The 16,017-nt window shown below is 71.8% G+C and carries 9 protein-coding genes and 2 tRNA genes; 5 read left to right on the top strand and 6 right to left on the bottom strand.

Going from position 1 to position 16,017, the window contains the following annotated elements; genetic code table 11:
* The first annotated feature begins 302 nt into the window (after positions 1-302).
* The 3 genes from IE124_RS18025 (at position 303) to IE124_RS18015 (ending at position 8,278) form a co-directional block, all read left to right on the top strand.
* Positions 303-2,801 (top strand): XRE family transcriptional regulator, encoded by a 2,499-nt coding sequence (locus IE124_RS18025; protein ID WP_189508762.1) that lies wholly within the window; start codon positions 303-305, stop codon positions 2,799-2,801.
* A 200-nt stretch (positions 2,802-3,001) separates the two neighbouring features.
* Entirely contained in the window at positions 3,002-7,837 is a 4,836-nt protein-coding gene (locus IE124_RS18020) for a DUF6531 domain-containing protein (protein ID WP_189508761.1), read from the top strand.
* A 39-nt stretch (positions 7,838-7,876) separates the two neighbouring features.
* Positions 7,877-8,278, top strand: coding sequence for a hypothetical protein (locus IE124_RS18015; RefSeq protein WP_189508760.1), 402 nt, complete (start codon positions 7,877-7,879; stop codon positions 8,276-8,278).
* A gap of 117 nt (positions 8,279-8,395) precedes the next feature.
* Here the strand turns inward: IE124_RS18015 and IE124_RS18010 are convergent.
* A tRNA-Ala gene (locus IE124_RS18010) sits at positions 8,396-8,468 on the bottom strand.
* Positions 8,469-8,597: 129 nt separating this feature from the next.
* Between IE124_RS18010 and IE124_RS18005 the strand changes: the two genes are divergently transcribed.
* Together IE124_RS18005 and IE124_RS18000 are read left to right on the top strand one after the other, a co-directional pair.
* Complete coding sequence (locus tag IE124_RS18005; RefSeq protein WP_150268275.1) at positions 8,598-9,146, top strand: helix-turn-helix domain-containing protein; 549 nt, start codon at positions 8,598-8,600, stop codon at positions 9,144-9,146.
* Positions 9,147-9,209: 63 nt separating this feature from the next.
* The gene (locus tag IE124_RS18000) at positions 9,210-10,607 is read left to right on the top strand and encodes a serine/threonine-protein kinase (RefSeq protein WP_189508759.1); all 1,398 of its coding nucleotides are present in this window, start codon (positions 9,210-9,212) and stop codon (positions 10,605-10,607) included.
* A gap of 124 nt (positions 10,608-10,731) precedes the next feature.
* Here the strand turns inward: IE124_RS18000 and IE124_RS17995 are convergent, their stop codons facing one another.
* The 5 genes from IE124_RS17995 to gyrA form a co-directional block, all read right to left on the bottom strand.
* Positions 10,732-12,033, bottom strand: a complete 1,302-nt coding sequence (locus IE124_RS17995) for a hypothetical protein (protein ID WP_189508758.1) — start codon at positions 12,031-12,033, stop codon at positions 10,732-10,734.
* Between the two features lie 104 nt (positions 12,034-12,137).
* A complete protein-coding gene (locus IE124_RS17990) occupies positions 12,138-12,272 on the bottom strand; it encodes a DLW-39 family protein (protein ID WP_003958712.1) in 135 nt (44 codons plus the stop codon).
* A 167-nt stretch (positions 12,273-12,439) separates the two neighbouring features.
* A tRNA-Ile gene (locus IE124_RS17985) sits at positions 12,440-12,513 on the bottom strand.
* Between the two features lie 156 nt (positions 12,514-12,669).
* Positions 12,670-13,254, bottom strand: coding sequence for a DUF3566 domain-containing protein (locus IE124_RS17980; protein ID WP_189508757.1), 585 nt, complete (start codon positions 13,252-13,254; stop codon positions 12,670-12,672).
* Positions 13,255-13,360: 106 nt separating this feature from the next.
* Positions 13,361-16,000 carry a DNA gyrase subunit A gene (gene gyrA, locus IE124_RS17975; protein ID WP_189508756.1) on the bottom strand — a complete coding sequence of 880 codons (2,640 nt, stop codon included), beginning with the start codon at positions 15,998-16,000 and terminating at the stop codon, positions 13,361-13,363.
* Positions 16,001-16,017: the final 17 nt, after the last annotated feature.

Here is a 16,017-nt window from a genome sequence, read left to right as displayed (position 1 = left end):
GCCGTGGGACACCGTGGGACAGGTGAAGGAGCCTTGACCTGCGGCGAGTTGGCTCGGAAGACTTCGCCCCGAACGGGACGGCAACACGGCAGCACCACGGCACGCACCACCGCAGCACGGCACCGCAGCACCGCAGCACCGCAGCACGGCACCGCAGCACCGCAGCACCGCAGCACGGCACCGCAGCACCGCAGCACCGCAGCACGGCACCGCAGCACCGCAGCACCGCAGCACCGCACCACCGCAGCACCGCAGCACCGCAGCACCGCAGCACCGCAGCAGGACGCGACGACGGGGGACCCATGGACGTACGACCGGCCGACTCGCAGGGCAGAGGCTCGGGAGGAACCGCGGGAGGCTCCGACCCGCAGGAGGAGCTGGCAGCCCGGCTGCGCCTGCTCCACGAGCTGTCCGGTCTCGGCGTACGGGCCCTCGCCCGGGACACCGGCCTCAGCTCCTCGTCCCTCTCGCGCTACCTGAACGGCCTGACCGTGCCGCCCTGGCCCGCCGTGGTCGCCCTGTGCCGCCTGGTGAAGCGGGACCCCCGCCCCCTGCGGCCCCTGTGGGAGCGGAGCTCGAATCCCCTGCCCGCGCCCCCGAAGAGCAGCCGGCAGATCCGGCCGCTGCCCCGCAACGACCTTCCCCGCGACGTGCCCGACTTCACCGGGCGCGAGGAGCGGCTCGCCGCCGTGTTCGCCGCCGTCGAGAGCCACCGGGCGGTCTCCGTCGACGGCATGGCGGGGGTGGGCAAGTCCTGCCTCGCGGTGCACGCGGCGCACCGGCTCGCCGCCGATTTCCCGGACGCCCAGCTGTATGTGGACCTGCACGGCTTCACCGAGGGCCGGCCGCCGCTCGACCCCGACTCCGCACTGCGGATGCTGCTCGCCGCGCTCGACGTCCCCTCCGAGAAGGTCCCGCGCGAGGGCGTCGAGGAGCTGGCCGCCTGCTGGCGCTCCGAGCTGGCGCGCCGCCGGGTCGTCGTGGTCCTCGACAACGCCGCCGACGCCGAGCAGGTCCGCCCGCTGCTGCCCGGCGCCGGTGCCTCCGTCGCCCTGATCACGAGCCGGAACCGCCTCCTCGGCCTGGACGAGGTGCCTCCGGTCTCGCTCGACGTCCTCAGCCCGGAGGAGAGCGCGGAGCTCCTCGCCCGGGCCAGCGGGGACCCGGGCGGGCCCGAGAGCAGGCTCGCGCGCGATCCCGAGTCCGCCGCCGAGGTGCTGCGGCTGTGCGGCCGGCTGCCGCTGGCCCTGCGCCTGGCCGCGGCACGGCTGCGGCACCGGCCGGGCTGGACCGTGGGGATCCTCGTCGAGCGGATGGCCGAGGGAGCGGGTGAGGGCGCGAGCGAGGTCGACGCCGAGTTCGGTGCGGCGTTCGCCATGTCGGTGCGGCAGCTCGACCGGGCCAGGGCCAGGCTGTTCCGGCAGCTCGGCCTGCTGCCGGGGGAGTCCTTCGACGCCTACGCGGTGGCGGCGCTCGCGGACCTGCCGCTGCGCGAGGCGCGGGCGTCCCTGGAGGACCTGCTGGACGCGCACCTCGTCCAGGAGCCGACGCCGGGCCGCTACCGGCTGCACGACCTGGTGCACCAGCACGCGCGCCGGGCCGTGGCGGAGCAGGAAGCGGCGTCCGAGCGGGAGCGGGCGCTCCACCGCGTACTGGACTACTACGTCCACGCGACGGCGGCGGCGGACGCCGCGATGCCGTACCTGGCGCCCGGCCGCCCGGCCTCCGCCGGCGCGGCCCCGGCCGCGCTGCCCCGGTTCGCGGACAAGAACGCCGCCTTCACCTGGCTCGTCATGGAGTACGGAAACCTCCTGGCCGCCTTCGAGACGGCCGCCGCCCTCGGCGCCGACACGCACGTGTGCGAGCTGCCGCGCTTCCTACGGGCGTACTTCGCCCGCCGCTGCGGCACGTCCCACCTCAACTACCTCTTCGAGCGTTCGCTGGCCGCCGCCGAGCGCCTGGGGGACCCGCTGCAGCTGGCCGAGGCCCACAGCGACCTGGGGTTCGCGCGCTACAACGCGGGCCGGATGGCCGAGGCCGAGGCCGCGTACGAGGCGGCCGGCGTCCAGGTCGCCCGGACGGGGGACACCCGGGCGGAGGCCGAGCTGGCCCTGCGCCGCGGCTACCTGAGCTGGGACGCGGGACACGTCGAGGAACCGCTCGGCCTCTTCCGGCAGGCGGGGGAGCTGTACGGGAAGGCCGGCAGCCCGACGGGCGCGGCGCACGCGGCCGCGTCGGAGGCCTGGGCGATGCTCCAGCTCGGGAACCGGGAGGAGGCGGCGCGGCGGGCCCGGGAGGTGCTGGGCGTCCCCCATACCGACCCCACGTGGCCGCCCGCGCTGACGGCCCGGATCACCCTGGGCGTGGCCGTCGCGCGGGAGGAGCCCGACGAGGCGGCGGAGCACCTGCGCCGGGCGCTCGCCGGGGCCCGTGACGACGGGCACCTCCACAACCAGGCGTGGTGCCTGAACTGTCTGGGGGTCGCGCTGCGGCAGATGGGTCGGTACGAGGAGGCCCTGGCCAGCCACCGGGAGGCGTTCGCGCTGCTCGACGAGGTCTTCGAGGAGCACTGGAAGATCCACTTCCTCGACGGTTACGCCGAGACCTGCCGCCTCGCGGGGCTCCCGGAGGAATCCCTGCGCCTGCACCGGCAGGCGCTGGAGCTGGCGCCGAAGCTGGGGAACCGGCAGGCGGAGGCGCTGGCCCACGAGGGGATCGCGGTCCTGCTAGCCGAGACGGATCCGGTGGGGGCCGCCGAGCATCGCGCGAGCGCCGCCGAACTGCGCGCTCCGGTTCTGTAGAGGTGCGGTACTTCGCAGGAAGTTGAGTTGCAGTCATGAACAGCGATGCGAGGGGAAGCCCGTCCGGGTCGGTGTCACCGAACGCCCCTTGCCGACGCGGCCGGTGACACCGACCCGCGTTGATCGACTCCTCCGGGACATGGCAGGCTCTTCGCACACGCGTTCTGTGAATTGCTTTGCGCACGGGGGGATTTCACATCATGGCTGTCACGGTGCCGGACTGGGCGGACACACTGCTGGACCTGGTGGGGGTGAACTGGCCCAACGTGGACGAGGACGCCTACCGGGAAATGGCGGACGCGCTGCGGGAGTTCGCGGACGACCTCGCCGACGACGGCCAGCTCGCCAACAACCACATGGAGCGTCTGCTGTCGTCGGGCCACGGCGAGGCGATGGACGCGCTGAACCAGCACTGGAACAAGGTCAAGGGCAGGCACCTGAAGGACCTGGTCTCCTCGGCCCGGACGATCGCGGGCGCACTGGACATGGCGGCGGGCGCGATCGAGGCCATGAAGTGGAAGGCGGTCGCGGAGCTCGGGATCCTGGCGGGCCAGACCGGTCTGGCGATGGCGCTGATCCCGGTGACCGGTGGTCTGTCGGCACTCCTCGGCGCCGGTGCGATCGCGTTCACGAAGAAGCAGCTGCTGAAGCTCATCACGGGTGCGATGGAGGAAGCGGTCGGTCACATCGTCGGGGTGATGACCGAACCGGCGGTGGCGGCCCTGGAGAACATGGCCGCCGATCTGGTGGTCCAGCTGGGCGCGGACGCGCTGGGGATGCAGGACGGGGTGGACCTCGGCCAGACGCGGCAGGCCGGCAAGGACGGGTTCGACGAGGGCGTGCAGGGCGCGAAGGAAGGCCTCAACCTCGCCTCGGCCGGCGCCGGCACCGGCGGCGGCGGTCGCCCGGGGGGCAAGGGCTTCCACATCGAGCACGACGAGCACGACAACGCCGGTACGAAGCTGAACGGTGTGAGCGCCGGGATCCACGGCAGGACCGCCGGGAAACTGACGAAGGCGAAGACGGCCCAGGGCCGCAACAAGGGCAGGGACAGCATCGCCGACGCCCTGGACCCGGTCATCGAGAAGGCCATGGGCGCCCTCGCCAAGTCCGCCACGACCATGGGCGACCACGTCGGCAAGACGCTGCCGAAGGTCGTCAAGCAGATCTCCGTCGACCACAAGAACAACGACGACGCCATCCGCGACCGGCTCGCCCGCCAGCGCAAGAGCGACGAAGGCACGGGCGGCCCGAACGGCGGGCCGGGCACCGGCAACCGCAAGGGCGGCGACCTCGACACGGTACAGGCGAGGCCGGTACCGCTGAAGGACGCCGCCACCGATCCGCGCCGCCACTCCGTCCCCCTCGACAAGAAGAAGTGCGAGAACGACCCGGTCGACGTCGCCACCGGCGAGATGACCCTCACGCAGACGGACCTGTCCCTGCCGGGCACCCTGCACCTGGCCCTGTCGCGGACCCATCTGTCGGAGTACCGCCACGGCCACTGGTTCGGCCGCGGCTGGGCCTCCACCCTCGACGAGCGCCTGGAGGTCGACCCCGTCCTCAAGGAGGCCGTGTGGGCCCGTGAGGACGGCTCCCTCCTCGTCTACCCGACCCTGCCCCTCCCCGGCGGGGAGCCCGTACTCCCCCTGGAGGGCCCGCGGCTGGCCCTCGCCCACGGGGGCCAGGACGGGGACACCGGCACGTACACCGTCACCGACCCGCACACCGGGGTGACCCGCTCCTTCACCGGCAGCCCCTACCGCACCTCCTCGGCCCACTGGCTCACCGAGATCCGCGACCGCAACGACCACGCGATCACGTTCTCCCGCCGCCCCGACGGAGCCCCCACCGCCGTCACCCACTCCGGTGGCTACACCGTCCAGGTCACCGTCGAGGACGCCCGCGTCCGCACCCTCGCGCTGCGCACGCCCCAGGGCCCGGTCACCGTCATGACCTACGGCTACGACCGGGCGGGCCATCTCGAAGCCGTCACCAACTCCTCCGGCCGGCCCCTGCGCTTCGGCTATGACCCGGAGGGGCGGATCACCAGCTGGACCGACCGGAACGACTCCACGTTCCGGTACGTGTACGACGCCGCCGGCCGCGTCGTACGCACCATCGGCCCGGACGGCTTCCTCTCCTCCACCTTCGACTACGCCGTCCACCCGGACACCGGCGACCGCGTCACCCGCTACACCGACTCCACCGGCGCCACGACCGTCCACCAGCTCAACCACCGGCTCCAGTCGATCGCGGAGACGAACCCGCTCGGCCACACCGTCCGGCGCACCTGGGACGCGTACGACCGGCTGCTGACCGAGACGGACCCGCTCGGCCTGACGACGACACACGAGTACGACGCGGCGGGACGCCGGACCGCGGTCGTCCACCCCGACGGGCACCGCTCCCTCGTCACGTACGACGACGCCGGCCGGCCGGCCACCGTCACGGCCCGCGACGGATCCCACTGGCACCTGAGCCACGACGACCGGGGCAACCGGACCTCGGTCGCCGACCCGCTCGGGACGGTCACCTCGTACGCCTACGACGCGGCGGGACGGCTCGACGCCGTCACCGACGCCACGGGCCGGACCGTGCGCATCACCTCGGACCGGGCAGGCCTGCCCCTCGCCGTCACCCAGCCGTCCGGCGAGGTCGCCCGCTTCGACCGGGACGCCTTCGGCCGCCCCGCGACCACGACGGACGCAGAGGGCCGCACCACCAGGATGAGCTGGTCCACGGAGGGCCGGCTCCTCACCCGGACCGGCCCCGACGGCGCCGAGGAACGGTGGACCTACGACGGCGAGGGCAACTGCACCTCCACGACCGACGCCTCGGGCGCGGTCACGCTCTTCGAGTACACCCACTTCGATCTGCCCGCGGCCCGGACCGAACCCGACGGCGCGCGCCACGAGTTCCGCTACGACACCGAACGGCGGCTGGTCGGCGTCGTCGGCCCGCAGGGGCGGACCTGGACGTACGAGCACGATGCCGCGGGCCGGCTGAGCTCCGAGACGGACTTCGACGGACGCACCGTCACATACGCCTACGACGAGGCCGGCCGGCTGGTCGCCCGGACGAACGGCGCGGGCCAGACCGTCCGCTTCGAGCGCGACCCGATGGGCCGGGTCGTCCGCAAGGAGGCGGGCGCCGCGGTCACCCGCTTCTCGTACGACCCCGAGGGCAGGCTCCTGCACGCCGTCGGCCCCGACGCCGAGCTCAGCTGGCGGCGCGACGCCCGCGGCCGGGTCCTCGACGAGACCTGCGACGGCCGGACGCTGCGCCTCGCCTACGACGAGCTGGGGCGTCCGACCCGGCGGACCACTCCGGCGGGCACGACCAGTGAGTGGGACCACGGCCCGTCCGGCTGGGGCGGTCTCGTCACCGCCTCCGGCCACGGCATCCGGTTCGCGCACGACGCCGCCGGGCGGGAGGCCTCCCGCCACATCGAGGGCGTCGCGACCCTCGACCACGTGTGGGACACGAACGACCGGCTGCTGGGCCGGCGGGCGGTCACCCGCGACGGCACGGTCCAGGCGCGCCGGTACGCCCACCGGCCCGGCGGCGGGCTCACCTCCGTGGACGACCGGCTCTCCGGCACCCGGCACTTCGAGCTGGACCCCGCCGGCCGGGTGACCGCGGTCGACGCGAAGGGCTGGACCGAGCGGTACGCCTACGACGGGTCCGGCAACCTGACGGAGGCCACCTGGCCCGCGCGGCACGGGGGACGGCACGCCGCGGGGCCACGCCGGTACGACGGCACCCGGATCCGGCGGGCCGGCGACGTCTCCTACGAGTACGACGGCCAGGGGCGGACGGTCGTGCGCCGGGTGGACCGCGCGGACGGCTCCGCCGAGGTGTGGACGTACGCGTGGGACGCCGAGGACCGGCTGACCGCCGTGGTCCGGCCCGACGGCAGCCGCTGGAGCTACGGCTACGACCCGCTCGGCCGCCGGGTCTCCAAGGTGGGCGTCGACGCGGACGGCGCCCGGATCCTGGAGCGCACGGAGTTCACCTGGCACGGCGACCTGCTCGTCGAGCAGGTGTCGGGTGGTTCCGAGGGCGGCACGCTGACCTCCCTCACCTGGGACTACCGCGGCCGGCACCCGGTGGCGCAGACCGAGCGGAAGTCCCTGGCGACAGCGCCGTCGGAGGAGATCGACCGGCGGTTCTTCGCCCTCGTCACCGACCTCGTCGGCACCCCGACCGAGCTCATCGGCGAGGACGGCTCCGTCGCCTGGCGGGCCCGCTCCACCCTGTGGGGTCTGACCTCCTGGAACGCGGACGCGACCGCGTACACGCCGCTGCGCTTCCCCGGGCAGTACTTCGACGCGGAGAGCGGACTGCACTACAACGTGCACCGCTACTACGACCCCGAGACGGCGCGCTATCTGTCGCCGGACCCGCTCGGGCTCGTCCCGGCGCCCAACCCCGCGGCCTACGTGTCCAACCCGCACGTGCTGATCGATCCGCTGGGGCTCGCCCCCTGCGACGAGGAGGAGACCGGCCACACCCCGGCCCCTCCGACCTATCCCGTGGTCGTGCTGGGCGTCAATCCGCCGTCCGACGAGCTGATGAAGTACCTGCGGGCGCACGGTCTCCCCGAGGCGACCACCTTCAACGGCCGGGCCTTCGCGGACGTGGAGGCGGGCAGCCCGGTGTGGATGACCAACGTGATGGCCGCGGTGTCCGACCCGCGGGTCGACCTGCACATCACGCTCGACGGCATGCCGGGCGCGGGCAGCACGCCGGAGTCGATCGCGGCGGCGTTCGACGCCGCCGTGGAGCGGGGGCAGCCGTTCGGCACCGGCCAGGGCCAGAAGCACCCGCCGGAGGGCTACGGAACGGCCTGGGAGATGAGCGTAGTGGCCCGGAACGTGGTGGCCTTCAAGGCCGGTGAGGAGGACGGAATAGACTACGGCGGCAGGTCGTGGGAATCGATCTCCTGGCACTCGGACAACAAGCCGGTCGACGACGTTCCCGAGCCGAATTCCGTCCAGCCTCCCGAGCCGCCCAAGAAGTCGCGACGCTGAGACACCGGCCTTTCACCGCACTGAATCCGAGGGACACCCATGACGTTCGCCGAGCCGGAGCGCCTGTTCAAGCTCTGGAGCTACACCGTCTCGCACAAGACGCTGCTGCTGCGCAGCGACACCGATCTGAAGCTCGCTCCGGCGCCCCGGATCGAGATCTACGTCGGGCACGTGGACACGATGCTCGTCCATTCCCTGCTGTACGGCCTGGAGATCCGCAAGGCCACCGAGCGGGAGACGGACGAGATCGCCGAGCGGCACCAGGTCGAGAACGACCCGACCGCCACCTACCTGTTCACCTCGCGCGACAAGAAGGGCTTCCTCATCTCGGGCAGGCCGTCCTGGCGCAAGGCGGTCCGTGAGATCGACGACCCCACCCTGTTCGACTTCTCCCAGCCCTGGCCGCCCGGTCCTGACGTGACCTGGGGGGACGTGGACTGAGGCGCCCCGCACCCTCACGGCGAAGGGCGAACGGCGAAGGGCGAAGGGCGAAGGGCGAAGGGCGACAAAAACACCCCTCTGGGCTGCGTCATCGCAGGTCAGAGGGGTGTTGTCGAGTGGAGCCTAGGGGAGTCGAACCCCTGACATCTGCCATGCAAAGACAGCGCTCTACCAACTGAGCTAAGGCCCCGGAACGAGAACAGCGTACCGGGTCTCCCCCCCTGTCCGGCAAAAGGATAGGGACTCCCGGTCAACGACCACTCTCCGTAAGATGCTGATCGAGGTTCGCAGTGGCGAACCTAAGGGATGGGGAGAAGTAATGGACGCAGCGCAGCAGGAAGCCACGGCAAGAGCCAGAGAGCTTCAGCGCAGTTGGTACGGAGAGCCGTTGGGGGCGCTCTTCCGTCGGCTGATCGACGATCTCGGGCTCAATCAGGCCAGGCTCGCGGCCGTGCTCGGGCTCTCCGCGCCCATGCTCTCCCAGTTGATGAGCGGCCAGCGGGCCAAGATCGGCAATCCGGCCGTCGTCCAGCGCGTCCAGGCCCTCCAGGAGCTCGCCGTCCAGGTCGCCGACGGCAGCGTCAGCGCCGCCGAGGCCACCGACCGGATGGACGAGGTCAAGAAGTCCCAGGGCGGCTCCGTCCTCACCAGCACGGCCCAGACCGCCACCGGCTCAGGCGCACCGACCGTGCGCCGCGTGGTGCGCGAGATCCAGTCCCTGCTGCGGTCCGTCGCGGCGGCGGGCGACATCATCGACGCGGCGGACTCCCTCGCCCCGGCACACCCGGAACTGGCAGAGTTCCTCCGGGTGTACGGCGCGGGGCGCACCGCGGACGCGGTCGCGCACTACGAGTCTCACCAGAACTGACGCGGGACCGGCGCTCGGCCGGTACCGGGGAGAAACGACACGACGGGGAGCGGGCGCAGCGCGATGGGTGAGGTCTTCGCTGGTCGGTACGAGCTGATCGACCCGATCGGACGGGGCGGGGCGGGCGCGGTGTGGCGCGCCTGGGACCACCGGCGCCGCCGGTACGTGGCGGCCAAGGTGCTCCAGCAGAGCGACGCCCACACGCTGCTCCGCTTCGTCCGCGAGCAGGCGATGCGGATCGACCATCCGCACGTCCTCGCCCCGGCCAGCTGGGCCGCCGACGACGACAAGGTCCTCTTCACGATGGACCTGGTCGCCGGCGGCTCGCTGGCGCACGTCGTCGGCGACTACGGCGCGCTGCCGCCCCGCTTCGTCTGCACCTTGCTCGACCAGCTGCTCTCGGGTCTGGCCACGGTGCACGCCGAAGGCGTCGTCCACCGGGACATCAAGCCCGCCAACATCCTTCTGGACGTCACCGGGACCGGGCGGCCGCACCTGCGGCTGTCCGATTTCGGCATCTCCATGCGCAAGGGTGAGCCCCGGCTCACCGAGTCCAACTACGTGATCGGCACGCCCGGTTACTTCGCTCCTGAGCAACTCCTCGGCGCGGAGCCCGACTTCACCGCCGACCTGTTCGCCGTCGGCCTGGTCGCCCTCTATCTGCTCCAGGGGCGCAGCCCGGACTCCCAGGCCCTGGTCTCGCACTTCCTCACGTACGGCACGCCGAGTGCCCCGGAGGGCATTCCCGAGCCGCTGTGGCAGGTGCTCGCGGGGCTGCTCCAGCCCGATCCGCAGGCCCGCTTCCGGTCGGCCACGGGCGCGCGCAAGGCGCTGGACGCCGCCGTCGAGATGCTGGCCGAGCCGCGTCCCGACGAGCCGCCGGTCGAGATCTTCGACCAGATCGGCCCCCTGCCGTCCGGCTTCGGCCCCACAGGCCCCATCGGCCCCACAGGCCCCATCGGCCCTACGGGCCCCGGCGGCACTCCCGCCCCCGGCGCGTACGGACCCGTCCCGGGCCCGCTCGGTGCCGCCACCGTCTCCGACGCCGTACCGGCGGCGCCCGCCGCGCCCGTACCACCCCAGCAGCACCCCGCACAGGCTCCGTACCAGCCCCGGCACCAACCACCCGTGCCAACTGTCGCCCCGGCCCACGCGCCTGTGCCGAACGCCTCCGAGACGGGCAGCTTCCACCTGACCCCACCGGTCACGCACCCGACGCCCACCCCCGCCTTCGACCAGGCCCCCACGGCCGCGGGACCGTACGGACCGGCCCCTACTCATCCATACACCGCTCGACCCGTTCAGGTTCCCGATCAGCACACGGCACCGGCGCACGCCACGATGCCCGCGCCCCTGGCCCCAGTACGCCGACCGGGACCGCCCCCGAAGGTGACGGTCCCGGTCCTGCTGCTCGCCCTGGTGTGCCTGGCGGTCGGCTTCTGGGCCCTCGCCCAGACCTGAGCCCGAGGAGCCCGGCGACCGACCCGGCGCCTCAACCCGGCGCCTCACCCCGGCCCCCGGGCCCCCGGAGCGCCGGGGCGCCGGCGCACCCCCGGAGCCGCCCCGAACCCCGCCTCAGCCGCCCCTACGCCGCCCGCCGCCGCGCCATGAGCGTCCACGCGCCGAGCCCGAGCAGCAGCGCCGTCCCGGTGCCGAGCCCGGCCACCGCGACGAGCTGCATGGCCCCGTCGCCCTCCGCCGCCTGTGAGCCGCTCGCGCCGCTCGCAGCCGCCTCCTTGTCGTCGGCGGTCACCGCGAACGGCCCCGGGTCCCCGTCGTACCCGGGCCCGGGATTCGCGTTCCCCGTGACGTTCACCCGCAGCGTCAGCGGCACGGGCTTGTCCCCGTACTCCTTGGCGATGTCCGGGCTGAGGGTGGCCGACAGGTAGTACCACCCGGCGAACCGCATGCCGCTGGTGCCGTCGTTGTACGAGGAGCGGTTCGCGTGGGCCACGGGCCGTTGCGGGTCGAGCGCGAGGGTCGCCTGCTTCCCGTCGTAGCTCCCGGTGTTCTCGTCGACGTGGCCGAGCGCCGGATTGTCGAGGGAGAGCACCAGCGCGTTGCCGACGTACTCGTCCCCGGCGGCGCTGCTGCCGAGCTCCGCGGTGGCGAAGAGCTGCTGCCCCCAGTCGACGGGCACCCGGTAGAAGAGCGTCTGGCCGGGCCGGATGTCGGACCGCCACTCGCCCTGCGTCAGCGAGACGGCGTCGTGGAAGCCGGCGCCGCCCTGCCGCTTCTGCGGGCCGCCCGGCGGCGGTGGGGGCGTGGCGGAGGGCCAGGCCTCGGGGAGCTCGGTCGGGCCGGCCTTCTTCAGGCCCGGCTCGGACAGGTGCCGGATCTCCAGCTCCCAGTCGTCCGGGGCCGAGGTCGCCTTCGAGGTGCGCTCGACGAGCACGTAGAAGGCGCCCGCCTTCTGGCAGTTGGACCTGTCCGCTTCGATGAGGCGGCTGGCGTACCCGGCGAGAGGTCGCGCGTACTCGGCCGAGGAGAACGAGACCTGCTGATAGCTGCAGTCGGTGCCGGTGCCGTCCTGCATGCTCACCTTGAAGCCGTCGCCGTACTCGACCTTGCCGCCGGGCTTCGGCACGGCGACGACGGAGACGTAGCTGTTGAGCTTGTCGTCGAGGTCGACGCGGTAGTAGACCTTGCCGTCCTTCTTCAGCGTGTCCCGATAGGTCTGCCCGGGCTTCAGCTGCGCCGCGTCCGAGCTCGAAGCGGCGCCCTTCACGCGCGGGGCCGCACCGTCGAAGGCGTACGGCGGGAGCGCGCCCGCGTCGGCCGCCAGTGCCTGGCCCGGCAGCGCTGTCACCGCCCCCACGGCGGCGACCGCCGCGATCAGGGCTCCGGCCCCCCGGCCCCTGCGTCCGATGCCGGCCTGCGTCTTCACGCGCTTCTCCCCTTTACTCAAGCAAGCACTTTGTTCGCTCAGGCAAAGCAAAGCCCCGGCCCGCTCTCGCGCGGCCGGGGCTTCACCCACAGACGGTTTTCGTCTCAGACACCGGAACCTGCGGGCACGGAGTCGGTCGCCTCCGTCCACAGGTCCTGCTCGGCGCGATCCGCCTGGATCTGGCGGTACACGAGGAGCCCGCCGATGGCGGCCAGTGCGACCAGGAGAAGCTTCTTCACCGCGCGACCTCGTCTTTCGTTGACGTAGGAGACTTCTGACGCCCACTCTACACATCGACCGATACCGATCGGTGACCTGTACGAGTTTCAAACCTCGACGCGCCGCCGTCCTCCCCGGATAAACAAATCGACCCGGACGGATGAACCGTCCGGGTCGATCTTCACTGTGGGGCTAACAGGATTTGAACCTGTGGCCTCATCCTTATCAGGGATGCGCTCTAACCAACTGAGCTATAGCCCCGCCGCGCTTTGCGGTGTGTGTCCCGCGCGCTGACTCCTGAAGATTAGCGCACGTGGGGGCCAGTCCCAAAATCGGTTCCGGCCCGGCCCCCTCGCAGGTCACCCGACGGCCACCCGAAGATCGATCAGAAGGTCGATCAGCAGGCGGATCAGCAGGTCATTCGTCCTCGGCGAGCGTGAGTTCCACGCCACCGACGAAGCCGGCCGACAGGTTGTAGATGAACGCGCCCAGCGTCGCCAGAGCGGTCATCAGGACCACGTCGATCACGGCGATCACCGAGGTGAACATCAGCACCCGCGGCAGCGACAGGAACGACTGCAGGTCGAAGCCGTTGGACTCGTTCGAGCCCGTGGCCTCGCTGATCGTGCCGCCGACCGTCGAGAAGACGCCCATGGCGTCCATGACCATCCACAGCACCGCCGCGGCGACGACCGTGCAGATGCCCAGTGCGATGGAGAGCAGGAAGCTCACCTTCATCACCGACCACGGATCGGCCTTCGCCACCCGCAGCCGCGCCTTGCGCGTACGGGGCGTGGTGCTCGCCCCCGTACGCGGCCGGCGCACCGCTCCGGCGCCCGTCTGGCCGCCCAGCGTGCCACCCGCCTGGCCGCCCGGCGCCGGAGCGCCGTACGCCTGCGGCGGGTGGTACGGGCCGCCCGACTGCTGCGCACCGGCGCGCTCGCCGGGCAGCGGCCCGCTGTAGGTCTCGTACGAGGGCTGCTGCCCCCGGGTATCCGTCACCGCAACCCCCTGGGAGTCCGTGGCGGAGCCACGGGCGCCGTTCGCTCCAGCACCAGCAGAAGCTCCGGCGGCCGCCGATCCGGCGCCCGTGGCTCCACTCACGCTCTTACTCCTCGTGCTCCCCTGCCGAAGGCTCCGTGCCCTCGACTGCCTCGGCCTCGACCACTGCGGTCTCGACCACCGTGGCCTCGGTCGCCTCGATGGCGCCCTCGGCATCATCCACGCCGTCCACGCCGTCCACATCGTCGACGTCGCTGCCGGCCTCGGCGTTCCGCGCGATGCCGACGACGGCATCGCGCTTGCCCAGGTTGATCAGCTGGACGCCCATGGTGTCACGGCCGGTCTCCCTGACTTCGTTGACTCGCGTACGAATCACACCGCCGGACAGCGTGATGGCGAGGATCTCGTCCGTCTCCTCGACCACCAGCGCGCCCACGAGCGAGCCGCGGTCCTCCACGATCTTGGCGGCCTTGATTCCGAGGCCGCCACGGCCCTGGACGCGGTACTCGTCGACGGGGGTGCGCTTCGCGTACCCGCCGTCGGTCGCGGTGAAGACGAACGTACCCGGCCGGACGACATTCATCGAGAGCAGTTCGTCGTCCGCTCGGAAACTCATGCCCTTGACGCCCGAGGTGGCACGTCCCATCGGGCGCAGAGCGTCGTCCGTGGCCGTGAAGCGGATCGACTGCGCCTTCTTGCTGACCAGGAGCAGATCGTCCTCGGACGAGACCAGCTCGGCCCCGATCAGCTCGTCGTCGCTGCCGTCCTCGCGCTCGCGGAGGTTGATGGCGATGACACCGCCCGAGCGGGGCGAGTCGTAGTCCTTCAGCGCGGTCTTCTTCACCAGGCCGGCCTTGGTGGCGAGCACCAGGTAGGGCGCGGCGTCGTAGTCGCGGATCGCGAGGATCTGCGCGATCTGCTCGTCCGGCTGGAAGGCGAGCAGGTTGGCCACGTGCTGGCCGCGCGCGTCCCGGCCGGCGTCCGGCAGCTCGTAGGCCTTGGCCCGGTAGACGCGGCCCTTGTTGGTGAAGAAGAGCAGCCAGTGGTGGGTGGTGGAGACGAAGAAGTGGTCGACGATGTCGTCCTGCTTCAGCTTCGTCCCCCGGACGCCCTTGCCGCCGCGCTTCTGCGAGCGGTAGTCCTCGGTCTTCGTCCGCTTCACGTAGCCGCCGCGGGAGATCGTGACGACGATGTCCTCCTCGGCGATCAGGTCCTCGATGGACATGTCACCGTCGAAGGGCACGAGCTTGGACCGGCGGTCGTCGCCGAACCGCTCGACGAGCGCCGCGAGCTCCTCGCTGACGATCGCCCGCTGGCGCTCCGGGGAGGCCAGGATCGCGTTGTACTCGTTGATCTTGGCCTGGAGCTCGTCGTGCTCGGCGACGATCTTCTGGCGCTCCAGGGCGGCGAGCCGGCGGAGCTGCATCTCCAGGATCGCGTTGGCCTGGATCTCGTCGATCTGGAGGAGGTCCATCAGGCCGCCGCGGGCGACCTCGACCGTGTCACTGCGCCGGATGAGTGCGATGACCTCGTCGATCGCGTCGAGCGCCTTGAGCAGACCGCGCAGGATGTGGGCGCGCTCCTCGGCCTTGCGCAGCCGGAACTTCGTCCGGCGGACGATGACCTCGATCTGGTGCGTCACCCAGTGGCGGATGAACGCGTCGAGCGAGAGGGTGCGGGGCACGCCGTCGACGAGCGCCAGCATGTTCGCGCCGAAGTTCGTCTGCAGGTCGGTGTGCTTGTAGAGGTTGTTCAGCACGACCTTGGCGACGGCGTCGCGCTTGAGCACGATGACGAGGCGCTGGCCGGTGCGGGACGAGGTCTCGTCGCGGACGTCGGCGATGCCGCCGACCTTGCCGTCCTTCACCAGGTCGGCGATCTTCTGCGCGAGGTTGTCGGGGTTGGTCTGGTACGGAAGCTCCGTGACCACCAGGCACTGGCGGTTCTGGATCTCCTCGACCTCGACGACCGCGCGCATCGTGATCGAGCCACGGCCGGTGCGGTACGCCTCCTCGATGCCCTTGCGGCCGACGACGAGCGCGCCGGTCGGGAAGTCCGGGCCCTTGATCCGCTCGATCAGCGCGTCGAGGAGCTCCTCGTGCGTGGCCTCGGGGTGCTCCAGCGCCCACTGGGCGCCGGCCGCGACCTCGCGGAGGTTGTGCGGCGGGATGTTGGTGGCCATACCGACGGCGATGCCGGCGGAGCCGTTGACCAGCAGGTTCGGGAACCGGGCCGGGAGGACCGTCGGCTCCTGGTTGCGGCCGTCGTAGTTGTCCTGGAAGTCGACGGTCTCCTCGTCGATGTCCCGGAGCATCTCCATGGCCAGCGGCATCATCTTGCACTCGGTGTACCGCATGGCGGCGGCCGGGTCGTTGCCCGGGGAACCGAAGTTGCCGTTGGAGTCGACGAGCGGCATCCGCATCGACCAGGGCTGGGCGAGGCGGACGAGCGCGTCGTAGATCGAGGAGTCGCCGTGCGGGTGGTACGTACCCATGACGTCGCCGACGACGCGGGCGCACTTGTAGAAGCCCTTCTCGGGCCGGTAGCCGCCGTCGTACATCGCGTACAGCACGCGCCGGTGGACGGGCTTCAGGCCGTCCCGTACGTCGGGCAGCGCGCGGGACACGATGACGGACATCGCGTAGTCGAGGTACGAGCGCTGCATCTCGGTCTCGAGCCCGACGGGCTCGATCCGCAGCACGGGGTCCTGCTCTTCGGTGGTGCCGGGAGTGTTTTCGTCGGCCATTGCTGGTCGTCAGTCCT

The sequence above is a fragment of the Streptomyces narbonensis genome (genome assembly GCF_014649015.1).
In the GTDB taxonomy this organism is placed as follows: Bacteria; Actinomycetota; Actinomycetes; order Streptomycetales; family Streptomycetaceae; genus Streptomyces; species Streptomyces narbonensis.
Note: the sequence above shows the minus strand (reverse complement) of the source record. Positions and strands in the feature narration are given on the sequence as shown.

Coding starts and splice junctions, on each gene's coding strand:
- IE124_RS18025 (WP_189508762.1), top strand. CDS start 303: ATGGACGTACGACCGGCCGACTCGCAGGGCAGAGGCTCGGGAGGAACC.
- IE124_RS18020 (WP_189508761.1), top strand. CDS start 3,002: ATGGCTGTCACGGTGCCGGACTGGGCGGACACACTGCTGGACCTGGTG.
- IE124_RS18015 (WP_189508760.1), top strand. CDS start 7,877: ATGACGTTCGCCGAGCCGGAGCGCCTGTTCAAGCTCTGGAGCTACACC.
- IE124_RS18005 (WP_150268275.1), top strand. CDS start 8,598: ATGGACGCAGCGCAGCAGGAAGCCACGGCAAGAGCCAGAGAGCTTCAG.
- IE124_RS18000 (WP_189508759.1), top strand. CDS start 9,210: ATGGGTGAGGTCTTCGCTGGTCGGTACGAGCTGATCGACCCGATCGGA.
- gyrA (WP_189508756.1), bottom strand. CDS start 16,000: ATGGCCGACGAAAACACTCCCGGCACCACCGAAGAGCAGGACCCCGTG.